At 44.1% G+C, this 24618-nt stretch carries 34 protein-coding genes; 18 read left to right on the forward strand and 16 right to left on the reverse strand.

The genetic code is table 11. The annotated features are described in order from the left end of the window. Positions 1-338: 338 nt before the first annotated feature. From MTF70_RS20280 to MTF70_RS20345, 12 genes are all read right to left on the reverse strand, one after another. The gene (locus MTF70_RS20280) at positions 339-608 is read right to left on the reverse strand and encodes a Txe/YoeB family addiction module toxin (RefSeq protein ID WP_193837864.1); all 270 of its coding nucleotides are present in this window, start codon (positions 606-608) and stop codon (positions 339-341) included. Further along, positions 601-855, reverse strand: a complete 255-nt coding sequence (locus MTF70_RS20285) for a type II toxin-antitoxin system prevent-host-death family antitoxin (protein ID WP_053397282.1) — start codon at positions 853-855, stop codon at positions 601-603. The genes MTF70_RS20280 and MTF70_RS20285 overlap by 8 nt, the downstream gene beginning before the upstream one ends. Before the next feature lie 189 nt (positions 856-1044). After that, the gene (locus tag MTF70_RS20290; protein WP_213867204.1) at positions 1045-1347 is read right to left on the reverse strand and encodes a type II toxin-antitoxin system RelE/ParE family toxin; all 303 of its coding nucleotides are present in this window, start codon (positions 1345-1347) and stop codon (positions 1045-1047) included. After that, positions 1335-1592: a type II toxin-antitoxin system Phd/YefM family antitoxin gene (locus tag MTF70_RS20295; protein ID WP_193837862.1), complete on the reverse strand. Its 258-nt coding sequence runs from the start codon at positions 1590-1592 to the stop codon at positions 1335-1337. The genes MTF70_RS20290 and MTF70_RS20295 overlap by 13 nt, the downstream gene beginning before the upstream one ends. A 151-nt stretch (positions 1593-1743) precedes the next feature. Further along, a complete protein-coding gene (locus tag MTF70_RS20300; RefSeq protein ID WP_232476403.1) occupies positions 1744-2223 on the reverse strand; it encodes a hypothetical protein in 480 nt (159 codons plus the stop codon). A gap of 141 nt (positions 2224-2364) precedes the next feature. After that, complete coding sequence (locus tag MTF70_RS20310; protein WP_248394237.1) at positions 2365-2841, reverse strand: sensor protein; 477 nt, start codon at positions 2839-2841, stop codon at positions 2365-2367. Positions 2842-3017: 176 nt separating this feature from the next. Then, a complete protein-coding gene (locus MTF70_RS20315) occupies positions 3018-3554 on the reverse strand; it encodes a nucleotidyltransferase family protein (protein WP_248394239.1) in 537 nt (178 codons plus the stop codon). A gap of 110 nt (positions 3555-3664) precedes the next feature. After that, the gene (locus tag MTF70_RS20320) at positions 3665-4069 is read right to left on the reverse strand and encodes a hypothetical protein (protein WP_248394241.1); all 405 of its coding nucleotides are present in this window, start codon (positions 4067-4069) and stop codon (positions 3665-3667) included. Between the two features lie 138 nt (positions 4070-4207). Next, positions 4208-4513, reverse strand: a complete 306-nt coding sequence (locus tag MTF70_RS20330) for a DUF3892 domain-containing protein (protein WP_248394243.1) — start codon at positions 4511-4513, stop codon at positions 4208-4210. Positions 4514-5324: 811 nt separating this feature from the next. Further along, entirely contained in the window at positions 5325-5741 is a 417-nt protein-coding gene (locus MTF70_RS20335) for a hypothetical protein (RefSeq protein ID WP_054579164.1), read from the reverse strand. A 26-nt stretch (positions 5742-5767) separates the two neighbouring features. Beyond that, positions 5768-6181: a transcriptional regulator gene (locus tag MTF70_RS20340; RefSeq protein ID WP_248394245.1), complete on the reverse strand. Its 414-nt coding sequence runs from the start codon at positions 6179-6181 to the stop codon at positions 5768-5770. Between the two features lie 2 nt (positions 6182-6183). After that, positions 6184-6501 (reverse strand): type II toxin-antitoxin system HigB family toxin, encoded by a 318-nt coding sequence (locus tag MTF70_RS20345; RefSeq protein ID WP_248394247.1) that lies wholly within the window; start codon positions 6499-6501, stop codon positions 6184-6186. A 180-nt stretch (positions 6502-6681) separates the two neighbouring features. On the opposite strand from MTF70_RS20345, the gene MTF70_RS20350 reads away from it, so the two are divergent. Then, positions 6682-6927: a type II toxin-antitoxin system CcdA family antitoxin gene (locus MTF70_RS20350; protein WP_054579197.1), complete on the forward strand. Its 246-nt coding sequence runs from the start codon at positions 6682-6684 to the stop codon at positions 6925-6927. After that, positions 6927-7244 carry a CcdB family protein gene (locus tag MTF70_RS20355; RefSeq protein ID WP_248394249.1) on the forward strand — a complete coding sequence of 106 codons (318 nt, stop codon included), beginning with the start codon at positions 6927-6929 and terminating at the stop codon, positions 7242-7244. Before MTF70_RS20350 ends, MTF70_RS20355 begins: the two co-directional genes overlap by 1 nt. A 382-nt stretch (positions 7245-7626) precedes the next feature. Here the strand turns inward: MTF70_RS20355 and MTF70_RS20360 are convergent, their stop codons facing one another. Continuing rightward, on the reverse strand, positions 7627-8223 hold the full coding sequence (locus tag MTF70_RS20360; protein ID WP_248394251.1) for a hypothetical protein: 597 nt from the start codon (positions 8221-8223) through the stop codon (positions 7627-7629). Between the two features lie 220 nt (positions 8224-8443). Here MTF70_RS20360 and MTF70_RS20365 point away from each other — a divergent pair, with 220 nt between their 5' ends. From MTF70_RS20365 to MTF70_RS20435, 15 genes are all read left to right on the forward strand, one after another. Further along, positions 8444-8977 carry a hypothetical protein gene (locus MTF70_RS20365; RefSeq protein ID WP_248394253.1) on the forward strand — a complete coding sequence of 178 codons (534 nt, stop codon included), beginning with the start codon at positions 8444-8446 and terminating at the stop codon, positions 8975-8977. Between the two features lie 2 nt (positions 8978-8979). Further along, positions 8980-9741 carry a hypothetical protein gene (locus MTF70_RS20370; protein WP_248394255.1) on the forward strand — a complete coding sequence of 254 codons (762 nt, stop codon included), beginning with the start codon at positions 8980-8982 and terminating at the stop codon, positions 9739-9741. Then, positions 9734-10711 (forward strand): hypothetical protein, encoded by a 978-nt coding sequence (locus MTF70_RS20375; RefSeq protein WP_248394257.1) that lies wholly within the window; start codon positions 9734-9736, stop codon positions 10709-10711. Before MTF70_RS20370 ends, MTF70_RS20375 begins: the two co-directional genes overlap by 8 nt. Further along, positions 10708-11478: a hypothetical protein gene (locus MTF70_RS20380; RefSeq protein WP_248394259.1), complete on the forward strand. Its 771-nt coding sequence runs from the start codon at positions 10708-10710 to the stop codon at positions 11476-11478. The genes MTF70_RS20375 and MTF70_RS20380 overlap by 4 nt, the downstream gene beginning before the upstream one ends. A 6-nt stretch (positions 11479-11484) precedes the next feature. Continuing rightward, the gene (locus tag MTF70_RS20385) at positions 11485-11769 is read left to right on the forward strand and encodes a PAAR domain-containing protein (RefSeq protein ID WP_248394261.1); all 285 of its coding nucleotides are present in this window, start codon (positions 11485-11487) and stop codon (positions 11767-11769) included. A gap of 9 nt (positions 11770-11778) precedes the next feature. Then, positions 11779-12534, forward strand: coding sequence for a hypothetical protein (locus tag MTF70_RS20390; protein WP_248394263.1), 756 nt, complete (start codon positions 11779-11781; stop codon positions 12532-12534). 213 nt (positions 12535-12747) lie between these two features. After that, positions 12748-12927 carry a hypothetical protein gene (locus MTF70_RS20395; RefSeq protein ID WP_248394265.1) on the forward strand — a complete coding sequence of 60 codons (180 nt, stop codon included), beginning with the start codon at positions 12748-12750 and terminating at the stop codon, positions 12925-12927. Positions 12928-13160: 233 nt separating this feature from the next. Then, positions 13161-13712: an N-acetylmuramoyl-L-alanine amidase gene (locus MTF70_RS20400; RefSeq protein WP_248394267.1), complete on the forward strand. Its 552-nt coding sequence runs from the start codon at positions 13161-13163 to the stop codon at positions 13710-13712. Then, the gene (locus tag MTF70_RS20405) at positions 13712-14062 is read left to right on the forward strand and encodes a hypothetical protein (RefSeq protein ID WP_017635640.1); all 351 of its coding nucleotides are present in this window, start codon (positions 13712-13714) and stop codon (positions 14060-14062) included. The genes MTF70_RS20400 and MTF70_RS20405 overlap by 1 nt, the downstream gene beginning before the upstream one ends. A gap of 281 nt (positions 14063-14343) precedes the next feature. Next, positions 14344-15993, forward strand: a complete 1650-nt coding sequence (locus MTF70_RS20410) for a hypothetical protein (RefSeq protein WP_054579145.1) — start codon at positions 14344-14346, stop codon at positions 15991-15993. Between the two features lie 46 nt (positions 15994-16039). After that, the gene (locus MTF70_RS20415; protein ID WP_248394269.1) at positions 16040-16471 is read left to right on the forward strand and encodes a DNA-directed RNA polymerase subunit alpha C-terminal domain-containing protein; all 432 of its coding nucleotides are present in this window, start codon (positions 16040-16042) and stop codon (positions 16469-16471) included. Then, a complete protein-coding gene (locus MTF70_RS20420; RefSeq protein WP_248394271.1) occupies positions 16464-18038 on the forward strand; it encodes a hypothetical protein in 1575 nt (524 codons plus the stop codon). The genes MTF70_RS20415 and MTF70_RS20420 overlap by 8 nt, the downstream gene beginning before the upstream one ends. Before the next feature lie 22 nt (positions 18039-18060). Beyond that, positions 18061-18729, forward strand: a complete 669-nt coding sequence (locus tag MTF70_RS20425; RefSeq protein WP_248394273.1) for a hypothetical protein — start codon at positions 18061-18063, stop codon at positions 18727-18729. Between the two features lie 9 nt (positions 18730-18738). After that, positions 18739-19347, forward strand: a complete 609-nt coding sequence (locus MTF70_RS20430; protein WP_248394282.1) for a hypothetical protein — start codon at positions 18739-18741, stop codon at positions 19345-19347. A gap of 13 nt (positions 19348-19360) precedes the next feature. Next, positions 19361-19858: a hypothetical protein gene (locus MTF70_RS20435; RefSeq protein ID WP_054577214.1), complete on the forward strand. Its 498-nt coding sequence runs from the start codon at positions 19361-19363 to the stop codon at positions 19856-19858. A gap of 65 nt (positions 19859-19923) precedes the next feature. Here MTF70_RS20435 and MTF70_RS20440 read toward each other — a convergent pair whose 3' ends face one another. Together MTF70_RS20440 and MTF70_RS20445 are read right to left on the reverse strand one after the other, a co-directional pair. Then, positions 19924-21255, reverse strand: a complete 1332-nt coding sequence (locus MTF70_RS20440; RefSeq protein WP_248394284.1) for a Fic family protein — start codon at positions 21253-21255, stop codon at positions 19924-19926. Positions 21256-22408: 1153 nt separating this feature from the next. Continuing rightward, positions 22409-22705 (reverse strand): HigA family addiction module antitoxin, encoded by a 297-nt coding sequence (locus MTF70_RS20445; RefSeq protein WP_248394286.1) that lies wholly within the window; start codon positions 22703-22705, stop codon positions 22409-22411. A gap of 378 nt (positions 22706-23083) precedes the next feature. Here MTF70_RS20445 and MTF70_RS20450 point away from each other — a divergent pair, with 378 nt between their 5' ends. Continuing rightward, positions 23084-23488 carry a hypothetical protein gene (locus MTF70_RS20450; RefSeq protein ID WP_248394288.1) on the forward strand — a complete coding sequence of 135 codons (405 nt, stop codon included), beginning with the start codon at positions 23084-23086 and terminating at the stop codon, positions 23486-23488. Here the strand turns inward: MTF70_RS20450 and MTF70_RS20455 are convergent. Next, positions 23478-23858, reverse strand: coding sequence for a hypothetical protein (locus tag MTF70_RS20455; protein WP_248394290.1), 381 nt, complete (start codon positions 23856-23858; stop codon positions 23478-23480). The two genes, MTF70_RS20450 and MTF70_RS20455, sit on opposite strands and share 11 nt — an antisense overlap. Between the last annotated feature and the right edge of the window lie 760 nt (positions 23859-24618).

Here is a 24618-nt window from a genome sequence, read left to right on the forward strand (position 1 = left end):
GTCTAACTCCCAATGAGTCAGAGCGATTATATTGGGAAAACTCTAAAACCGTGGCCAATTTTAGTTGACCACTACAGATCGATTTGCTTAGGATTTGTCCAATTAAACATTAAATCAGTCCTTGAGAGTTTATTGTTGCCGACACCAAGATTAACAGACATGCTCATCTAAAGTTTGAGACTTTCGCCAAAACACATAACGCCTTGTTAAGGTGTGAAGCACGCAATGCCAATGCTGCCGCATACCACTATAATCACTAAAACCGACGCACATTAAAAATGCAAAGCGTGCCGAATCACTCTTAAATGTTTGTTAGATGCCAGACAGCTAAACCTGATTTAGTAGTGGTAACGACACGAAATTATCGTTATCGCTTGATCATCGACTGCGTAAACAAGCCTATTAGTGTCATCAATACGGCGAGACCAAAAACCAGATAAGTTCTCTTTTAACGGCTCTGGTTTGCCGATGCCCTCTAATGGAGAGCGTTTAACATCATTGATGAGTTTATTGATGCGCTTGAGTGTTTTCTTGTCTTGAGTTTGCCAATACAGGTAGTCATCCCAAGCGTCATCAGTCCACGACAGTAAACGTTGACTACTACTCATCAATTAACTCTCGTGCTGTTGTTTTACCGGCACGGTACTGTGCAATCGAACGATTTAGGTGTTCAGCGTTTTGAGGAGAGCGTAGTAAGTGAACTGTCTCCATAAGGCTATTGTAGTAGTCTAAAGACATAACCACTGCATCTTCAGAATCACGGCGTGTAATAACTGTTGTATCAGCATCATTAACTACACCGTCTAAAACAGCTTTGAGACTATTTCTAGCTTCAGTAAAAGATACGATTCTCATAAGAACCTCCACATGTACGTTTAATGGAACAAGTATAGTCTTCACCACTCTACTTGTACAGTAAATTGAACATGAGATATTGATAAGGAAACTAACGCCGCATTAAGGTGTGAGCGACGCTTGGCTATACTTGAGCGAAGCGAAACTGCAATCACTCTTAAATGCTTGTTAGCCGCTCATTCCCAAAGGCTATTGCTTACCCAACAAGAACTTACGCAAATCTCTCTCTGCACGCATAACAAACAGAATAAACACTTTTTCACCGTCTTGTTTATAGAAAACACGACATGGATTAACGACAACTTCACGATAACTTAAATGTTCTAGCTCGGGTGGAATACGACCTGACTCTGGGAAAGTTTGTAGGCGTTCGACTTTGGGGAAGATCGTCTGTACTAACTGCTTTGCAGCTACGATATTTTCAAGCGCGATGTATTCAGCGATATCATTGAGGTCAGATAACGCTGGTTCAGTCCAGATTACTTCAGCCATTTTGACATTATGTCCTTGGCTTCATCATGACTTACAGCTTTACCATCAGCTAGTGCACGCTCACCTCGTGCAATACCCTCAAGAATAGCTAAACGATTTTGCATAAATTCGTAGTCATCAACATCAACTAGATACGCAGATGGCTTACCATGCTCAGTAATTAACACTGGTTCTTTGGTGTCGTGGAGATCGGCGAGGATCTTAGTTGCTTGACGTTTGAGCGATGTAACTAGTTCTACTTTCATGAGAGCTGCTCCAAAGGAATACTAAAGTGATACTATTCTATCACTTTGAGCATAGCAAGCTCCATGACGGCTAACGCCCTGTTAAGGGGTGATCAACGCATAGTGAAAATGCCACGCGTTGCGAATCCCTCTTGAGCAGTTTGTTAGGTTTTTACTCAAATAGTTCGTTAAACTTATCTGTATCCCACATAGAAACAATTGGTGAGTCTGATACTACCGCTTTACTAAAGCCATACTTTTCATTTTGACTAACGAAAGCTATGGGAGCATTTTTATAAAGTAAGGCTACTGAGTTACCATCTGCCGACCATAAGAAGCTAAAATCTTGCTCTGCTGTTTTTGCTATAACTGCAACTTCAGAAGCTAGACCTTCATGTAATTGCGGCGGTTCTCCTGCCCTCATTTTCTGTTTCCAAGCGTCCTCGGATACAGGAGCATACTGAATGTATGCGACAGCGTCTCGTTCTGGCTTTTGAGTCTCTGGCTTAGTTAAGTAAAGCACTCCAGATTGGTCAAACTCATCGAGAATTGCATAACGATCAGACACTTTATTATATGAGCTTAAAAACAAACCCTCAGACATTACTACTCCTGACATCAAAGTACACAAGATAAATATTACTTGCTTCATATTACTCCGAAAACCTAACGCCCTGTTAAGGTGTGAGCAACGCAATGCCGATGCCTCCGCATACCACCTTAAACAACAAACACAACGCATAGTAAAAATGCCACGCGTTGCGAATCACTCTTGAACAGTTTGTTAACTGTACTACTCAGCAGCAAATGGCTTAGTCGAAATTTTCATATAATTTATTGAATCGATAAACCGCTGTGCCTTTTCTAAACTTCTCGTATAAAAACGCTTAACAACCTGTTGTTCATCGTTCTTTAGCTGAATGATAAACCAATCTCTTTTGCTATACAGTTCAAGCGCCAATATCGAGTTGAAATAATACCTTGAATTGATTTCTGATAGCCTTACGTTTGAAGATGACAGGAGCAAATTTGAAGAGTCATTATAATTGCTAACTGCCACTACTTTTGAATTTTGACCTTCTGATAACCCGATATAAGAACTGGTCACAACAAGACCTTCAGGTCTAAATTTGGGGGGCTGTTCCATTATGACCTGTTCAATCACATTCGCCGCAACTTCTGTGCTTACCATATCAGAAGGAGAGTAAGGTACTTGCTTAGCAACACACCCTGTTAGCAAAAGAACCAAAAATATAAACCACTTTTTCATTTTAGAAACGACCTGTTTTTGTGCAACTTGCTCGTAATTTTTATATCGAAGTACAGTTAACGCCGCGTTAAGTAGTGAGCAACGCCACCACGAAACCTAACCATACCACCGTAAACACAAAACCCAACGATGGAATGAAAAATGCCATGCGTTGGGAATCTGTCTTAAACGCCTTGTTAGGGCACAATTCTCAAAGATGACCACCTTACTAGCCACCCTTTTGAATTTACACGATTTTTAAACGTTTCTCGTGACCTTTTCGGATTATGTGTGATGCAGTAACCAAATAGTGAGTCGTAGCCATAAGCGGCTATGCATTCGTATTTTTCAGGAGCAATTTGGCGGATAGCAATAGCCGTTTCTTTCTCAGGCCAGTAGCTCATTGCATCCAATGAACTAGTGTATGGCAAGTCACCATTTCGTGTATGCATCACTGCTTGATTTCGAACTTGCCAATTAATCTGTGGCATTTGTTGCTTTAGCTGAGATTCGTAGGATAAGTAAGCATTAGGGTTTTGCTCATCAGGGTCGAAATAGATTACATCAGCATCATTCAAGGGTGTTGCTACCTCAAAGCCATGTAACGAGTCCCAAACGAGGTTTCGAACAAAGCCTGCCGCGATATAGCATTGAGGTAAGCTAAGTTGAAAAACACAGTTTAAGGCTTCAACTCTAGTCGGATCTTGTTTGATTAATTCTACGATTCTGTTCATTTTCGCCTTGTGCCCTAACGCCGCATTAAGGTGTGAGCGGCGCTTGGCTATACTTGAGCGAAGCGAAACTGGCAAGCGTTGCGAATCACTCTTGAATGCTTTGTTAGGCATTACATTTTCAACCAACTGACAACGGCATTTAAAAACAAACCACCTGCTGCGAAGATTAATCCGATACGAGTGTACATATTGGAACGTTTTAATTCGTTGCGCTCCTGCTCCCTCTTTTGCAATTCATCGGCTGCCGTAAACATCATGTCTTGTTGATAGGGAAAGAAAAAGCAATATGGTCTTCTAAGTTTCACAACTCGGCTGTAGAAGTCTTCTTTTCCCACGCTGTCACGCCAAACACCCTTATGGCACTCAACGGTGTAATGTTGCTTAAGTGTATTTTCTTTTTGCTTTTTAATGTCATTTCGATCTTGTTCACCAATAGCAAAACAGAGACGACGACCTGTATTATCTTCAATGTACTCTTTAGAGAAGAAGTGACAATTGATACAACTCTTTTTCATATATCCTCGTAATGCCTAACGCCCTGTTAAGGTGTGAGCAACGCAATACCGAAGCATCTGCAAACCACCTTACACAATAAACGCAACGCATAGTAAAAATGCCATGCGTTGCGAATCACTCTTAAACAGTTTGTTAGGCTAAAACTCCGGCAAGTTTTCTAAGTTGTCTTCCTCTTTGCTATTATCAGTAGTTTTGAGGTAACTAATTCCATTAACCTTGATCACAAAAACCTTTTGACCCTTGCTGTACTTGCCTTGGTTATTTTTGTAGATAGTTACAAATGTAGTTCCTTTTTCGATAGCATCAACTATATCCTGCCTAGTATACGAAGCCCCTTCACCAACATTTTCGCCTTTGTCCTCATGCGCATATAGATGTGTTATGTGAGTGTGCTCAGGGTTATATCTTACTGCTGAAATTAAGTAGTCGGCCCATTTAGCCATATTTAGTCCTCGTTTGTGTATGGATCTAAACTGTAACTAACTTATCTGACAAAAAGTATGAACAAGCACACATAAAGATGAACGCATTCTTTAGCCTAACGCGCAGTTAAGGTGTGAGAGACGCACATGCACCCTAACCTAAAATAAACTCTGATAAATCCGTGCCTATTTGGGCACTAAAACCCCAATGCGTTTCGAATCGCCTTGAACGTCTTGTTATTCCGCAACTAAAGTCGGCTATGTTTACGCCTAATCTTTTGATATAACGAGAAATTTTCGGCATGCAGGCAAAAATCGAAGCCGAAGTATTTGGCAGCTCACTACCTTAAATCGCTTTAGCGTCACTCTTTAATTGCTGCGCCATATTAAGGTGCGCTTAAAGCGCTTTAAGGCTAGCATGGAAATGACCAATATTCGCCCTTTTCGCCGCTTTTCCACCCTATTACCCCGCCACTTTCACTCTTAGGCTACAATCACGTACATTTAGCCTGAGAGATCCGTTGCGGAAATAACGCTTTCTATACGGGTTTTAGCTGTCTTTCATACTCCTATCATGCAATCTTTCCAATTACAGTTCAATTGTTAATCAATAGGTTAATGAGAGGCGCTGGGTATTAGATTGCAAAATAACGGATAGCTATATAGGTAAGGAAAACTCTTATCTAAATGAAGTTAATTAGCTCTAGTGCTAACCAACAATAGAGCATAAATGTTTTGGAAAAGGCAGCGTATCGACATGAACGCTGCCTTTTTGGTGTGATATTCTAATCGTTATGAGTCCTTATTACTTAGTAACGAAACTTTATTCTACTCACACCATTGGTAACTCAAGAAACTCTGCAAGCTCTTGGGCCATCTTGCTATCAATCAAGTCGTTCCAGTAAGTCAGCTCGTTATATTCCATAGAAAAGCGATGCAGTTCGCCAAAATGACTCCTTACCTCAAAGTTAACCATAGCTTCCTCTGGAATGGTGATCGTGCCATTGCCGTACAGGTTAAATAGCCAAGCTTGCGTCATAGAGTTTGGCTTAGCCAGTAGGGCAGTTTGACCACCAACAAAGAACAACGTGATGCGCTCGATACCAGATTCTTTTGCCTGTTCGTCGGCTTCCTTGGCGGCTGCTCTCGCCTTAACCAGTTCAAAATCTTCAAAGGTTTTCTCTAGCTTTTCCGGGCTCATTCTCTTCATGGTAGTTAGGATGCGGTCTAAGTCGATGCCTTTATTCATGATGTGTCCTTGCTGGTGGTGTTCTGCTAAATAAACATATGCTTTGGTACGCCGAAACGTTCCGATAGCGCTTTAATGTGTCCAACGGTTAGTTGGCGTTTACCGCTTAGGATTAGCGATACTAGCGACTTGCCACCAATCTCAGGTAAATCACTTAGAGTTAGGCGGTATTGGTCGATGAGAACGCGAAGAGTAGCGATACCAGTATCTAAGCTATCAATGTGCGCGTTAAACTCTTGGAAGTGTTCTGATTCTTCCTCGTAGCGTTCAAGTACAGGGAACAGCAAGTCAATCAATACTTGGTTTTCCTCGTAGTCTTCCACTAGCGTATCCATGAGTTCCATAAGCTCTAGATATTGCTCATGGTCACGGATGCCTTGTAACCAAGGCATCGCTGTGTGAATCTCATTTGATAGGGTTTTTAGAGCTTGAATGTTCATGCTTACCCCCTTTTCCCCTTTGTTCTGTGTTGGTCTGTGATCTTGTCGTATTCTGCGTGGGTAACGATGTGTTTAACGAAGCATTTCCCACCTGTAAATTCGATAAAGGCGATTAACCTTAATGAACCTCCGCCAATGTCGATGACATACCACTTGTCTACGTATTTAAAGTTATCCAATGACGGAAAAAGTTGTGTGAGTTGTTCTGGTGTTTTTGCTTTTGTTGCTTTTAGCGTTTTGAAAGTTGAGTCTAATGCCTCGGCACATTGCGGATATAGTCGCTTTGCCGTTTCAAAAGGCTCTCGTTTAATTACGTGCATTTCCTAACTCTTGTTTACATCATATAAACACTATAGGGCACTCACACCAAGTTTACAATATGTAAACGAAAAGGTCTGATTAATTGGGCCTTTATGGAGTGAGCAGTCCGAAATGCTTGTTATATGCTTGTGTGTGCGCCTATAATTTATGCGCACACACAATACGCACAGGTTACTATTATGAGAAATGCATATAGTACGCAAGCACCAAAGAAAGCTACAAACTTAAGCTTAAACAGTGAGTTACTTGCGGAGGCTAAACGGTTAAACATAAACCTTTCGGCAACAATGGAAAAGGCACTTGAAAAAGAAGTACGTCAACGCCTTAAGACTGAATGGTTAAAGCAAAATGCTGAGGGCATTAATGCTTGTAACGAACTAACTGAAAATCATGGACTATTTTCTGATTCTTACCGAGTATTCTAATGTCACAATTCTCGCTATACAAAAACAACGATAAAAACACAACAACCGCATACCCATACTTTGTTGACGTTCAAAGTGAATTGCTTGATACATTGAACACCCGATTAGTTATTCCGCTAACGCCTACTGAGTTGTTAGAGAAAAAAGCGCCCAGTCATCTATGTCCGGTAATCCATATTGATGAAGGTGATTTCGTAATTCTGACTCATCAAATGGCAAGTGTACCAACCAAAATTCTAAGCGAGCCTGTAAATGATCTAAGCACTTTTAGAGACGAGATCATTTCTGCTATCGACTTTCTGATTACTGGCATATAACGCCCTGTTAAGGTATGAGCAACGCAATTGGCTTGTTTATAGCGTTTCTAAAAGAAAGAGTCGCCTCTCCGGCGACTCTTTTCAATCATATAATGATTACTTATTCGTCATTATTGTGTTGTAACACTCAACACTAGAGGGTAGAGCCAATATATGACTGTGGTTGTGATAAGAAAATACTTAGGTTCTGCTTTAACCCACTTAGAAAGAACATAGATAATAAACGCAGACAAAACATCAAAAAAATGAGGCTCTCGGAAGTCAAATATGATGTTCACTACAATCAAACCGATTATTATGCAGCCATATAATAATCGTTCTTTCTTCCCATTTAACAGAGTAAAGCAAAGCACCAAGTATGATGCGACTGCCAACGTCCAGATTAAATATGACAACTGCTACACGCTCCACCAGCAGAGACACCTAAAGCACCACCTGCAACTACTCCAAACTGACCAGCTCCCATCAATGGACCCAATGCTCCACCAAGCGCTCCTGAGAATGCTCCAATAACAATTGGTCTAAGGCCAGCGCTAGGGTTCGAAGCTACAACTCCCATTCCGCCCAAGATAGCTCCACCAATAGCACTAGGAATCCAAACGGCTAAAGGTGCAATCCTTTGATTCACGTTTGCTTTTTTACCACCATAATCACGAGCTACAACGATGCCTCGTTCTTCTTTACTAACTACAGCGCCTTTAGAGTTTGCGACTACAAGCCTGCCTGTAGTAATTACATACTCATTTGGATAAACAATATGAGTAGAGTCTTTTAAGCTAACCACCTCAACGGGGTTTGACGATAGATTAACAAACGTGACCTGAGCATCTTCTGTTTCAATGCAGTATGGACGTTCATCAGGTATTTGATGGTGCTCTTTTACCTTTACAACATTACAAAGAGGCGGATATGAAGCCATTGCGAGAGTTGGTGTAATAGTGGAAAACAGGAATAAAAATATCAAAGTATAAATACGCATAATACAGCCCTTACAACTTAACTGACTTTAATGTAAATGATAATTATTTTTAATCGCGCGCAATTTACTTAAGAGCTCATGAGATGTATGTGACAAGCATCACAGTTATATGCATCTATTTGTTTATTTAGGGTTAATAGCGTCGAGGTGTATAATTTGCGCTCAAATCAGCCCTAGTCCACCCCCATCCTTAAAACGCCACTCCAATTTTGGAGTGTGCATGACATTACAGACTAGCCGAAAGCAAGTGCCAGCCAGTGCAAAACGCCTTAGCAGACTTGCGCCTAACTGGTCATACGCGAACAACATTCTTAACTTTGGTTGCGGTAAATTTCCCGACCTAACAGAAGAATACCTTACTAACTACCACAAGCAGATCATGACGGTCACTCACTATGACCCGAACTCGAAAGGCGTAGTAAACAATATTGCCGAAATTGACAGCTCAAAACGCCGTTTTTGCGTCATGTTATGCGCGGACGTACTTAACGTGTGCAAAGATCTCGATGCAGCAATCGCAGACATGGCCAAGATTGATTTTGATTGCGCGGTCATTCAAATCTATGAGGGCAACCGATCCGGTAAAGGCCGTAAAACGCGAGACGGCTACCAACGCAATGAGCCTGTATCGGCTTACCTACCTATCCTAACGAACAACTTCCACAAATTCGATGTGACCTTACACCGAAGCGATAAGTGCATCACTATCGTTAAAGGCCATAAGTATTACGAGCTGGACGATTTGGAGGACTAATCATGCAACTGGATGAGACGTTCTTTGAAATTCCATGCGATGTAGTGACATTCGATGGCAAGGTAGAACACACAGAGCTAACCGACATTGACCGTGCGGTAGCTGCCTTTTTCCAGAACGTGCTTGATTCCTTAGTTGTGACTGACACTAAACGGCGAGAGAACAGTGAGTTTTCTCGCTTTGTTGGCCGTGATAAGTCGAGAAAGATTTACTACGGCAACTTTAACGATCCAGTGTCATTCCTATCTAAGTTAACGGCAAAGTTGGGCGACAAGGTGAAAGCAAACCGTAATGAGCTTTTACCTGTTTGCTACATCACGCGCGATCCGGTGATTGGGTTTGTTGATGGCGCGGAGTACGTCGATATTGCTGACTATGGCGAACTGGCCAATGAACAAGGCGAGCCTTATGCCGTGATTAATAAGTCCTTTGTCGCGCTTACCTACCGCATTAATGCCCTAGCTTGGAACCAGTCTACCCTTAGCCGCCTAGCGCTAGGTTTAATGGTTTGGCTACGTCATACCAAGGGCAAGCGTAAGCATGTATTCAGAGCGAAAACCATGCTCGCGGGCACTGAAATGGAAATCAGCATCGAGATACGTGGCCGTAAAGATGCGATGACCGAACCCGCCGAAGTCGACCATGAAAATACTCGCCTGTTTGCTTCCTCAATCTCTTTTGAAGTGATTGCAGAAGTTTATGAGGCCGAGTCGATCACTGTCCGTCAGGGCGCGATTGGTATGGGAGGCCGAGTCATTGAGTAATAAAGAATACTTTCTCGCCCAAAAAGTTGTCACCAACGAAAATGACATCCCTATCGAGCAGATTCATTCGTTTACCTACATTGAGTGTGCTTCGATGGACGGCAACAAGCTGGTTATGGAAATCATGGATCAGGCTGCCGTTTATCGGGATGACTACGGGATTAAGCGCGGTTCAGAGATCGAGGTCACGATGGCCGATGTGAACGAGCGAGGCGATCAGGTTTGGATTGAAAAATTCATTGTGGCCAAGTCCACCAGCGCTGACGGTATGCTTACCGTTCAAGCATTCCAAAAGGATGCGCACCTACTTAAAGAGCCAGTCACAACGCCTCGATTCTTTGTTGAAATGCAGCCTAAAGACATTCTGGCCGAGCTATTACCCGATCTAAAAATCGAATGTGACAGCTTTGAGCGTGGCGCTACGTACCATTTAAACGCTGGTGGCACTAAGTCTCGCCTAATTCGAACAATGGCCAGAGATTACGGTTCAGCAGCGTTTATCTGCCGTGGTGTTATGCACTTTAAGTCGCTCAAGAACATGGATATGAGCGAGCAATTCAAGCTGGAACAGTCGAATCCAGAGGAAGCAGAGCACAGCATTGCGAACTACTCCATTATCGGAGAGGAAGCCCTGTTTGAGCGCGTTCTTAACCGTAACTATGCCTCGTGGGATACCGTCGAGGGATTCCAAGGTGGCCAACGTTCGGGCGCTATGGTCATGGTCAGCGTTCCACAAGCCAAGGCGCTGAATAATCAACACATGGCCATCATCCCTATTTTGGATGTGGAACTTACCGGAAATACTGCCTTTACGCCTCTTTCGGTGTGCTCAGTGCTATTCCATAAACGGCTACCCGCTACCGAGCTGGATGAGTCCATGCCAGAGAAACAAATCATGAACCGTGTCGCCCATTGCCAACGTGGGAACCGGTATCAGTGTCGTATCGAGTTGGGAGTCAGAAACCTATGAGCGATTCGTCAGAGAACAGAACACGCACCAACGTCACTAACCGCTTGTTTGGTAGCTATCAGGCCGAAGTGGTAAATACCGTCCATCCGAAAGGCTTGTACATGGTATCCGTTCGCTTGCTTGGTTATTGGGATGCAATCCCCGATAAGGATTTACCTTTTGCCGAGTTTCTACTGCCATTGGGCGCAAAACCGAGTGGTGGCCATGCAGTGCCAGTGGAAAAAGGGGATCTGGTTTGGGTGGATTTTCCTCGTAATGGAGATACCCGTTATCCCCGTATTACCGGATCGCTTTACTACGCGCCTAACTATGAGTCGTACCTACCAAGCGAGGTGAACGGCGAAGCCTATCAGCCTAAACGAGCCGATGGAGAACCCGAGCCACCAGCCTATGACCGCAAAGATGCGCTCTTTGTGCGATTTGGTTTGCGCGAGCTCATCACGCATCAAGGCGGCTACTCAATAACGCATACCCAAAGCGGCACGGCCATTGAAATCACACCAGATGGCCAATGTGTTATCCACGTCGAGGGCAATGCGTTTCGCAGCTCAACAGGGAACACATTGGAGCAAATCGGAGGCGCACTAACTATCAAAGTGAAAGGCGATGCGAACATCGAAGCGGGTGGTAATGCAACCGTAAAAGCCTCCGGTAAAGCCACCCTAGAGGGCGATGAAGTGACCATTAAAGCGAGTGGTAACGTCAATATCGATGCTGGTGGTCAGTTCGCTGTTAAGGCTGCCGCAGCTCCATTTACATTAGGGTAATGCACTATGCCAGCCGTAGGAATTGTAGGGAGTGTGGATAGTGGTCATGGTGGCTTTAGTCCAGGTGTTTTTGTTTCTGGCCAGCCACTACTGACCATGAATGGAATCAATGTATTAGGTACGGGTGATATATCCGTCATGCACGTAAAACCAGATAACTCGCCGCACGTAGGCGTTATTACTGGTAGTTCAAAACTTACTGTTAATGGCGTTCCGGTCGCCGTGGTAGGCGATGCCCTTGGGTGTGGCGCTACGCTGGTAAACGGTAACGACTTGATGACGATTGATTGAGGCAATTTGATGTTAGACACACAAGAGCAAGTCGAACAGTTTCGCCAGTTTTTAGACGTAGGCGGCCTTAAGGAAGCGGAGAACCTTACCCGAGGAAAATCCCTTAAGGTGAAGTGTGAAAGCTTGTCAGGGAAGCTATCAGGCTGCGTGAGCGAGGATATTGAAGACTACCAAGGCGCATCGCAGTTAGTGGTAACGCTTAAGGGTTTGAATGACTCAGTGAGCGCAACGGTGGCCACGTTAACGCAATGGAATGAGCACCTAGTGTTGATCACCGATCCAACCGACCTCGAACAAGTGTCTATTGGTGTGAACATCAAACACAAGGTTGATGGTACAGAGGACAACGTACCCGCTCCGAGTATCTTGCCAATTACCAGCAAGGAAGAACTGAAAGCGCTTGAGGCAGTGATCAACGGTCTTTCCGGCCATGTGGATGCAGCCGTATCTCTTATGGCGCAAATCAATACTGCATTAACGCCACCAACAAGCGGCAGTGAGTCAGATAACGGTGCAACCTTACCGCCACCAGACTTGCCGCCGGAACTAGAAAGCCAAGCGAATGCGCTAAACGAGAACATGGCTCCCCTTGCTGGTGGCGTGACCAGCTCAAGCACGGTGATTGACGCAATGATCATTGCGTCGAAAGAGGAACGCACCTTAGCGTTAGGCTACTTCACTAAGGCGATTTCATTTACCATTTGTAGCAACCAGACGAAAAAAACGAGCATCAAAGACGCGACAGCAGAGGTATTTAGACTGTAGAATGTTTCTGTTGCTAATCCCTTTCCTATTCGCACTAGAAAAAAGACAAAATGAGTTATTCAGTTTATTTAAACGCCATATGAAATATGCGGATTAATGTCGCTTACCATCGTACTAGCAATTAACCTATTTAGAGCTCGAAACGAGCTTAAATCCACCAAGGCGCGACTATCCTTTGTGATACGCAAAAGCCTCAGTGTTGAGGGAGAATACATGTACGATGGGTGCAGAATGAACGTGATATTTGATGCGGTGCTATACAGCGAAAATCAGTTTTACTCGATGCGTAAAGATCAGGTGATGGCCAGCTTCCACGTAGAACCCTATCGAGTTAATCCTGTTCTTGATTACTTCAAATCAAACAAGATAGAGCCCGTTCAAAACCGACCATAATCCAAGCAAAGCCAGCGTTCGCGCTGGTTTTTTTCTAAATTGCAGGCAAAAAAAAGCCGCGAGGTAAGTGTTCGCGGCGCAAGAAGCTATTACAAAGGTTAAAAATGAAGTTTCAACGTTAGTTGACACCAGTCGATTGGGATGCCGATCTGGTAAAGCAAATATATTTCCCATTCCGAACGCAGTCAATACCTAAGTACACATTAGTTAAGCTAAGTTTGGGAATTTATAAAATGAAAAAAGTCTGTATTGTTGTTGGCCATAGTTTTAAAGATGGCGGCGCTTACAACAAAACATTCGGAATGAATGAGTATGGCTATAATCATCCCCTAGCCAGCTTATTGGCCGCCGAGCTACATAAGCGAGACATTCTTCCAGTGATCATGTATCGAGACACCTACTCACGGATGATCGGTGATGTTAACGAATCGGGCGCTGACTATGCCATTGAGTTACATTGTAACAGCGTGGCCAATAAGTCAGTTCAAGGTTCAGAGACATTGCATTGGCATAAGTCGGACAAGAGTCAAGCACTTGCTCAGCGCCTACAAAAAGCGGTGGCTGGACTTATCGGACAGCGTGATCGTGGCCTTAAGCCTATCTCGAACACTGGTACTGATACTCGCGGTTGGCGTTTCTTGATGAAAACCAAAATGCCAGCCGTGATTTTGGAGCCGTTCTTTTTGTCTAACGACGAGTCGTTACAAAAGGGATTGGAACTGCGCGAAAAGCTAGCCGTAGCACTGGCAGAAGCGTTCGCAGAACACATTAAAGAGAGCAACTAATGATGGGACTAGCAAAAGTGTTTACAAGTAGTCTATTTAAGAGCGCCACCAGCGAGAAAGTAGGTGGCATTATCCACGAACTGACCGAGTTTGGTGATCGTGTGTTTACCAGTGACGAAGAACGCAAAGAGTTTGCCTACAAACTGGCAGAGCTTGAAGCGGCCAGCTCTAACACATTGGTGCGTACAGGACGCGCCGCTATGATGTGGAGCATCGCGCTGGTGGTCGTTTATCAACTCATTGTTCGTGACTTTTTGGCCGTTTTCTATGGGGTTGAGCTTCCAAGCTTAGAGACTGACACACAAGAGCTACTAAGCAACGTGTTCGGCTTTTTGGCAGGAACCCTATAACAACTGAAAATTTTTTAAATTTTTTTTAGATGCCCTTTCCTATCCCCTTTTCTCTCAACAAAAACACACGATCAACGACATAGAAACCCCCTGTCGTTACCATTCCCACAAAAGCACACAAAAATAAATAAATTCATTACATAACAATAAGTTAAACGAACTTTCACCCCTGTTTTTTTCGCAATAAATCTTAATTACTATCCGAAATTGAGCGAATTTTTACCGCTTTTCTGCGGCACAACTATTCCGAACACACAAATCAATAACTAAGGTTTATTTACATGGCAGATAAACGTTCTAACTTCAACAAACGCATTGAGGCGATTCATTTAGGCGCTCAAGCAATGCACAATCTGTGTGTCGAATCCCAATTCGATTCACAAACAGGCATATTTCTAACTGACGACAATTCTCGTGGCGCGGCCATTTTGTCAGCCATTGCGAATGAGCCTATGTTCGAGTCAGTGTCTCAAGAAACAGCGGTTAGCATCGTATCAGGCATGCAGTCTGCGGTGCGTGAATACGAAAATACTTACGGCCACCTACCTAGCGATGAGCTAATGGCATCAGCTCACGCAACTATGCGTAACATGATGATGCTAGAGGGTGCTAAGCGTGATGGCTCAACAGGCGCAATGATGCTTGAGTCGATCGGTCAATCTCTATCAACATCTGAGGGTGTTGAAATCCGTGCAAAGATGGTTGGCCTAGTGCTTCCAGTTCTTCTTGAGACAGCAACACTTGACGCTGTAACGATGATCCCTGCGGGTGCTAACGAAGTTGAGATCTTCAAAGTGTACCGCCGCACTGGTTCAAACTTCGGTGACTTCGCAGCGGGTACTGAAATCGACCAAGCAACGGTTGGCCAATACTCGTCTATGCGTCAGCGCTACAAGTTTGTCTCTGAACAGCAACCAGACGGCACTAAGACAACTCACGTCTTTGACTCTAAGACTGACCTACAACACACCAAGTTTGAAATCCCATTCACGAAGACATCTGTTTCCCTATTTATTAACCATAAACGTGTGGCTCGCGACCTAGACAGCAACGGTAGTCAAATAATGACAGGTACTCACAATGGTATGGTTATTAACTGTCAGATAGACCATGCAAAAGGCAAAGTTACCGTCACTCCAACATCAGCCCTACCAGCAGGAACGGTTCTGCACATCGAGTTCGAAGTAGACATTGAAAGACGCCCTGACCTTATCCCAACGATCGACCATGATATGGACTCTCGTATACTGCGCCCACGTCAAAACGCAATCGCAGCAGACGCGACTATTCAAGCGATGTTCACAATGCAACGCGAGTTTGGCCAAGATCTGAAATCTCTACAGATGAGCCACATGCGCAACACATTGGCATCGGAAAAAGCGACTCGCCACCTAGTAGATATGGACTTTGCTTGTACGCGCGAAGAAACATTCAATATCTACGTAGCGGCTGGTGAAGATTGGCGTCTACATCGTGAACGTCTAAACGAAGTTCTTCTAAACGTTTCTACGAAGATCCTACAAGCGACTCGCACAACTGGCATGACAGGTATCTTTGCTGGTACTGGCGCGTCAACAATCCTTAAGTCTCTTGGTGCTCCATATTTCGTAGCTCCGGCTAATTACCAACAGAAAAACGCTATCCACTACGCAGGTAAGTTGTTCGGCATGTGGAAAGTATTCGAGTGTCCGGTAGTGATCGGTACGAACGACATGCTTTGTTACGGTCGTGGTTCTTCTCACTCAGAAGCGGGCTACGTAGCAGGTGATGCAATCGCAGCAACCATGTACACGCATCCAATCGGTAAAGGTCTAGTAGCGTCTAACACCCTATACGAACTGGCCTACGGCGAAATCCATCCATTCGACGGAGAAGACTACTTCTACCGCGTGAAACTTATCGACGAAGCTCCTGTAGCAGAAGCGGCATAAGGCAAGTAAGCGGCAGTCTTACGGGCTGCCGCTCTTGGGGGATTCGATGAAAGAAACGATCGTTTTAATCACCAACTACACACCAAAGGAAATCACGGTACAGGGTCGCCTCATGCCACCACTGGCTAAAGATTTCCCTCTCTCAGTTTTCAACGTGAGCCGCTTCAAACACGAAGTGGAAGCGGCCTACCCAAACGGCCTTGTTTCGGTTCGCCTTAAGCCAACGGTTTTACCAGAAGCTCAAAGACAACCAGACACAGCCACCAGCAACAAAGGCACAGCGCTATCAGCACTTGAGCTAAGCGCGAGCGTTGAAAAAGCATTGACTAACCACGGTGTAGCAACGGTTGAGCAACTAACCGAAATGACGAAAGACAACGTGATTGCGGTGAAAGGTATTGCTCAAGCGGGTTTGCAAGAAATTGTAGACCAGCTTGCAGCACAGGATCTAACGCTGAAAGAGACAGAGAATGAGTAAGATTGAATTTTCAATGGATAACGTCTCACAAGTTGCGGTTTCGCCAATTAACGCTGACTCGACAACTAAGCAAGGCACTGGCTCTAATCAGCTCGTGTTTGGCGGTGTGATTGTGTCTCAAAAAGGTAAGCCGTTCGAAGTTATTCCGGTAACGACGGCTAACTTCCTAGACAAACTAGGTAAGCCTTACCACTCAAGCCTTGGCAAATTAGCTGACGGCATGCGCGTTCTTGATGAAGCATTGCGCGGCGGTAATGGCCTTGTGGTTCGTGTCGTACCAAAAACGGCAACTTACCCAGCTATCAAGCTAACTAAACCAGCAGACGATGTAGTTATCACTAACGAAGCGATCAACTACTCGGCTGACCTATCGCTAGAAGATGGCGAATTTTTAGCGATCGCTATCAAAGACGGTGCTCAATCCGATAACCGCTCTATCACGCTTGCGAAAGCAGACGAAGCGACTTATGGCACTGGCATGTTCACTCTTACACTAAAGGAAGAACAGGCGGCTGGTGGCTCTGTAGTGCTAGAAGAATGGGTTGTATCCCTAGAGCCTACAGCAGTAGATCAAATGGGTGGCGCTGCGTTTATCGAGACTGTTCTTGAAGAACGTTCGCAGTACCTAACTTGTCGCATCGATGCAGAAGTAGCGAAACGCGAAGTTACTGCAATTGCGAAAACCAAATTCACTGGCGCGACCAACGGCAATATTAGCGACATTACGGCTGACGATTACCAGAAAGCAGTGAAAGCACTACGCACTACCGTTTACAGCTTTAACTACGTTTGTGGTTTGGGCTGCTACGACACTGCGGTAATCACTGACCTTGCGAAAATCTGTAAAGACAAACGCATTTCTGGCTACTTCGATGTTGATCCTCGCCTAACGCACGAAGCGGCATTGGAGTTCAAAAAAGGTCTGAACTTCAACAACCATCGCGCTTCATTCGTGTATATCCCTTACCAAGCTAAGTGTCGTTTCTACGGCAACATGGCGGTATGGGGCGGCTCGGGTATCGGCTTTGCAGCTAAAGCGCTTGGCGTTGCTAAGACCTCTCCGGTCGGCGGTTGGCACTACACACCAGCAGGTGTTGAACGTGCTGTTATTCAACGTACTGGCCTAAAACCAATCCAAGGTGCTGGCGAGCCTAACTACCAAGAAATGTACAAGGCACGTCTAAACAAACTAGGCACAGACGAAAACGGCAACCTGTTCATTGATGACTCTCTAACGTCATCTGCGACTGAAAACTACCTACGTTTTGAGCAAGTCGTGTCTATTGCTGACGCTATCTCACGCGACTTCTACGCACTAGGTAATCGCCTAAAACACCAACCTGACGGTGCAACGCTTGAGGGTCTAACTGACGGTATGGCCAGCATCCTAGAGGGCTATGAAGCCGTTGGTGCGCTAGTGACACCTCGTAATCCAGATCAAGACGGCGAAAGCGCTTGGACACTGGAAATCAAGCAAGTCGAAATCGACTACTGGAAAGTCACTTGGTCGTTCTGTCCAACTGGCTCTGCGCGTCGAATCCTTGGTGAACCTGTACTAATCCGTTAATCAAAAAAAGAGCAAGAATAGAATGAAATCAATGTTTTCTGAGGGTTCTGTTCTTGCTCGCCCATTTGTGATGCCACAAGTGGCCGAGCAGGAACAAACTGAAACTGCATTTTTTGAGTCTGTAACAGAAGATCAACTTCTTGAGTCAATCAACCGCGCATCAACCATCATGGCTCGCCAAGACGCAGCAGCGGCTTGTGTTCAGTGGGTTAACGGTGGTGACAGCTCAATCGACAACCTAGACGCAATGCTATTTGGCATGGCTGGTGGCGATGACGATACCGAGCTAACAGATGGCCAAGCAGCGCTATACGAATCGCTACAGGAAGCGGCTAGTGAGTTTATTGCTCAAGTTGGCCAGCCAAAAGAGGGCGACATGCAAGAAGCACTGGAAGATCCAGAAGCAGCAGATCGCATCTTTGAATCCCTAGAGCATGGCCTAGGCAACGTGGACTCAGACGAAGCGATTGCAGAGTTCGCCGTTCGTGAATCCATGATGCTTGAAGCCCTTAAGAAAGTGATCCGTGATGGCAAGGTAACTTACATCAAAACGAATCGCCGTAAGCGCCGTATGAGTGCAGCACAAAAAGCAGCACTTAAGAAAGCGCGCGCGAAAGCTCACAGCTCATCGGCTAAAGCAGCTCGCAAAAAGTCTAACCGCATGAGCGATTCTCTCGGTATGGGCAAGTAAGGGTAAGCAATGGCTGTAATTGTCGGCGTACCTAATGATGATGGCGTGTCTATCCACAATAAATGCGCCATTACACAAGTCATAGGCGGTCAAGAGGTTACGGTCATTGGTTACATGACTGATGAGTGTCAGCTTGCCTTTAGAGCGATATGGGAAGCGCCGTTTGAGGGCGATTCCGTGGGTAACATCAATGCCCTAGATAAAACGTCCTCAGTCGCGCAAACCGTGTCGGATAAGACGAGTAAAACACTATGGAACAGTCAGCAAGTTTGGCAAGGAAACGAACCGCCAGAAATCACAGCAACGCTGAAATTTGTCGCGTTCACCAATGCCAAATCAGAGGTTAATGATCCCATTAAATACCTGGCTCAGATGATAAGTCCCGAGCTGCAAAATACTATTCCAGTCAGTTCCGATGGCCTTGGTGGCCGTGTTCCAAGTGATGCGCGATTCAAGATTGGCAAAGCGCTCAATCTACCCATGCGTATTAGCGAGGTGAGTTATGACATTAACGCACCTAAGACGCGAGACGGCAATTTCGCTTACAACACGGTAACTATTACCGCCGCTCCTAAGCAAATGATTAATCAGTCACAGATTCCAAACCACTTCCAATAGAATAGGGGTAATTATGGCCGGAGCATTTAACGCAAAAGGCGATATGAATTTCTTAAAACAGAAATTCACTAAGAACGTCCAAGCTGGCGAAAAGATGATGGGTACAGAGTTCGAGATGAAAATCGAAGAATACCCTAATCTTAGCGTTTTGGTGCGTTCTACTCAGTTTCCAGCAATGGGTCGTGCAGACGTAGAAGATTTTGGCCAAATGGGCTTGGGCTACATCCAAAATGGTTCGCTTGAGAACAAAGGCGAAATCGCGGTGACGTGCGTAGAAACGATCACAGGTACAGTGCTAGAAATGCTACGTGAGATCGTTCGTGAAAAGAAAATGGTCACTGTCGTTATCGAGTCTACGCCTGAATCAACTAAGGGTAAGGGTGCAACCTCGCATCGATTCCGTTTGGAGCACGTAAAAGTACGTTCAGACGTGATCGACCTATCGACAGAAGATTCAGCAGCACTTGTTAAGCCAGCTATCACACTGCAATACAACTGGGTAGATTTCTAATCGCCAACCAGTCCTATTCTATTCCCTACAAAAAGGCCGCCAGTTTGGCGGCTTTTTTGATGCTCTTAAGCTTTGGTTAGCCTATCTTTCAAGTCGGCTGGTGCAATGTAGGTATTCTCGTTGCCATCCTTTGATTTGAACAGCAATTTCAGCTCCACCAGCTTCTCAAGATACTTGCGCGCAGAGGTATGAGACACGTCAAAATCAGACTGGATTTCCTTAACAGAAAAGACACGTCCGGCTGTTTCTAATCCCTTGGCCAGAATCACAATGTGCGGCAGTTTCAACACGCTCTTAAGCTTGGACTCGTCTAGCAGCTCGCGCACCTCTCTCGTATCTTCAATCTTAGATTTGATGTACTCGTTAAAGCGCTCAATCGCATTGATGATGACCGTTAGCTGGTAGTCCACAAAGTGCGTTAAGTCATTGTCGTCCGTTTCGGTGTAAACGTAGCTTCTAACGTACTTGGTTGGCGCGCTCTTAAGTGGTGCAGAGATCGAGACGTACTTAAAGTTCTCATAACCATGCTTAAGGATGAACCAATAGAAAAGCGCCCTAGCCGTTCTCCCGTTGCCGTCCATGAATGGGTGAATGTAGCCAATCATAAAGTGCAGAATACAAGCCTTAACGATTGGGTTAATAAAATTGGTGCTGGTGGTATGGTCGGTGTTGGCGAAGTCACATAGTTGCTCGATTAGCTTCAAAACATGCTCATGTTCTGGCGCTTCGTGAATAATATCGCCAGTGGCCACGTCTCTAACCATGACCGCATCCGTTCTGTATTGGCCAGCAACGTGCTCATTCTCTAACACGCCATTGGTGGCTATTTCATTAAATCCGCTAATCAATTCCAGTGTGAGCTCTACATCCTTGAAATCGTCAGCCATCATGATCAAATGCCAGTTATTGATAATCATCCGTTCGGAGTCATCTTGCGGCTCACGTTCTGTCTCAAGCATTTCCTTGGCCACCTTGCGCGTTGTGGCCGCTCCCTCCAATTGAGCGCTGCTAATGGCTTCTTCCATAATCACGCTTTTCACTAGGTGTGCCTTTTTGTCTTGAGCAGATAGCGGCAAATCTTCTAGTTTAAGCTGTTTATCGATGCGGAATAGCTTAGCGTCGAGACTGGCGGCACTAAGTTGGAACGGATTGCCGTTTTCATCAACAAGCGAAATGTCGTTAAGGCCACGTCTAATTTTTAGGGCATGCCAAGCGTAACCCTTTTGGTCGCCTTTAAACTCTTTTGAACGGTACTGAAAGTCGTTCCAATGCAAGTAATTACCGCTGCTATCAAATCCGTATTTAATTGGATCTAGTTTGCGAATTAGAGAGGCAACTTTACTGAAATCGGTTGGTAATTCTGGTGGGATGCTAACTCCCGCTATCTTTCTGCTCATGCTGTTAAACTTTTTCAAAATGTTTAATACAGCTAGTATTGCATACAAGATGCGGGAGTCAATTTCTTATTTTAATTGACGCGAACCGGATGGGTGAGCGTTCCGGTCACGGCCAACTGACAGGGCGAATTTTTAACTTTTCTTCTCTAAAAATCGGTGATCTGGAACACAAATTAGTTATGATACTTCCAAAAAATTAGTAATTTCAAAATAAATAGAAATTCAAACAAAATGACCAACCATAACGACTAATTTTTTCTATAAAAGACAGTCTCGAAAAATGATCTAAGACAATGTTTGCATATAGGGCAACGCTGATAATTGCCACGCCTTAAAGTTTTGACTTAACGATAAAAGGAGTAAAACATGTTTGGCTTCTTTAAACGAAAAGCTTTAAAAAAAGAGCCTTTAACCTATACAAGCAATTAGTCTTTGACTGCCTAAATGAAGGCAACCGTTTCGGACTAAGCGCAGAAGATTTATGCAAAACAACTGGGCTAAATCTTTTCTCAACTCTTAATTTGATTCATCGACTAATAGCGACAGGATTAGTTCAAGAGTATGAGCTTCTTGATGTGGTTTGTTACCGAGCGGTCAATGTGCCAATTTACCTAGATGACACCTCTCCGCCAAGCATAGTTGACAAATATGTAAAACGTGCAATTGGACGAGTAGACTTTAAAGGTCTTGCGTAATTGTTACTTTAAAAAAACCACCCAAAGGGGCGGTTTTTCGTTTTGCACTGTTATTGCGTTTTCAACTATCTTAAGTGATAAAGAGACAGGTATGCTTGCGGTACTAAACACAAAAACTTTGAAAAACATGACGATTGCTCTCTATCACGAACTTGTTCGTGGTCGTATATATGAGGGTAAGCATTTTGGGTTTAACTTGGGTGATGTATCGAAAAAACAGGGCTTAATATGCACGTTGCCAACGCTCTAATTCATCGGCTTATCGATAACGGACTGATTGAAAAATATGGTTTCATGGACGATGTTAGCTATCGAGCGGCCAACATTCCTATCCATCTGGATAAAAACTCTACTCCAATGACTATTTTTCAGTATGTTAATAGTGCAATTGGGCGAATGAGTTTCAGAGGTATCGCTTAATCCAAACATTAAAAAACCGCCGTACCTGGCGGTTTTTTTCAATGCACCAACACTTCAACACTCAATCTGGCCGTATCAAGGCTGCGATTACTTTCCCAGCTATCAAAAGCGTGTTGGATGTTGAGCCAAAAATCGGGCGTAGTCCCGAGCGCAATGGCTAGCTTGGCCGCAATGAGCGGGGTGATAGTAATGTCTCCAATTATTAAGCCGTCTACAGCGCTTTTATCGATACCAAGTGCGCCAGCAAGCTTACTTTCACTGATAGATAACGGGTCGAGAAACTCTGTTTTTAAGATGGTGCCAACGCCTACAGGTTCGTGCTTTGTTCTTCTCATTTTGGTTCCTCCCTTAACTGCCATCCCAACCTATCAATATTGTATGAGAGTGACCAACAACAGTCGGTAGACATTAAAGTTCAAAGCCTTTCGAATGGTTAGCTTTTAGCTTTTAGCTTTTAGCTTTTAGCTTTTCAGTAAGATACTCTCTAATTTCACGTCGTAACACTCATCAGTGCCCAAAAACGTGCTGGTGCTGATCTTGGCAACACGCCTTGTCCCCGAAACAAGTTATGCACCAAAGTATGAGCATTGATTTTCTGTTAATTTTTATATGCAAGAAGTAATGCTGGTTAAAAGTTAAGAAGAGGCGCCGATTAACCTAATCAAGCATTTATATTTACACGAAGAAGAATTAACTACTAAGTAAGGTGGATAATGTCACGAAAAAAATTTATGGAATCCTACGGCGCAACTAATCGCAACGCTCGGTATGGTTGGCCCTTTGTGAATCACGAAAAAAAGGAAGTATACTTTGGTGCGTGGGATGTCAATACAAACGGAAACAGAGCGTTGATTCTTTCAATGGCCTGGGAGTTCAATAACGAAGGGCGTAGGGTTAATGCATTTGGCGAAGCTCTTGAGTATATAAAACTAGTAGAAAATGAAGGTTATTCATTAAGAACATTCCCAATAATATGGGATGAAGGTAACGACGGTTACGCAGATACAGGCAGCGTCCACATCAGCACAAATGACATAGTACTCCCTGCTGAAGCCGAGAAATGGCCTCATAAAATGACCGGATTTAGTTATCACTACATATCCAAGCTTATTCCGTAAGGGAAATTTTTATCGAATACTCCCAAAAATACTCCTCATCCTCATCATCTTCAAATATAACAGAAGCTTCTCCTCCTTCTGGCCTCATAGTAAACTCGGGCATCGCCTCATGATAAATACTCATATTTCCATAAAGACATTCCATTTTCCCTTCCAGCAATAGAGCCCCTTTTTCTTTTTGGGTGATTCGAGCACTATATACACAGGTATCTGTCTTAGCTGTACCCCAAGAGCCTTCGGATACTTGAAAAGCTGGAAAGCTTTCAACTCGTTGGTTATCTTCTACTTTCGCTTGTATCGTATATTGAGTATTAGCTAATACAAAAGAGCTAAATAATGCTGATATTGCGATGATTCCATACTTAGTCATAAAAGAACTTATGTCCGCTATTGTTATATTTAAATATAATAATTACAAGGTAATATAAAGTAAATGATGTATTTCTCCAATTTTTAACCTCAGTTAAGAGTAGACGTCAAGCAGCAATCAAGTTTAGTTTAACTCCGTTGGCTTTGTGTGGTCGCCCATAATTATAGAACCACAACCATTTTGTTGCATAGCTCTGAACTACTTCCAGTGGGCCAAACAGATGCTTACGCCCCACTAAACTATATTTCATCACAATGGGCGAATATATAATCTATTCGTATCCCTTTCTATTTTTCGACGCTGTAAGCTCACCGGAAATTAACTCGGGGCCATTATCGCAACGAACGGCAACAAGTGCATCACACCACTTTAAAAGTTGTTCCAATACTCTACTCAAACATCATGCAGGAAGCGAAAAACCTGTTTCAATCACGATACCTTCAAGAGGTAATAAACGATGATATTGAGTAGTCTTAGCTCTGTCCGTCCGACAGTTGACCATGCGTAAAGTCAAACGTTCAGACCTACTTCGCGCGAAGATTGCTTTGGTTTGGAGGAAAAGCTCAACCGGGAGATGAATAAAGTTGCAGGTTAGGTGAATGTCACATTCGACAGCCCTCCCATCAGGGAAATTACTGATGAGAACGTTGGACTTATAGTACTATGATCCCCGATGTCCCTATCACTCTACGAGTCGAAAAGGCGGTTACTGATTTCAAGATACTTTTCTCAAAGTTGGGTAAGAAGTTAGATCAAATGC

Origin of the sequence: Vibrio sp. 2CM40D (assembly GCF_023161825.1) — a bacterium.
GTDB classification, from domain to species: Bacteria; Pseudomonadota; Gammaproteobacteria; order Enterobacterales; family Vibrionaceae; genus Vibrio; species Vibrio alginolyticus.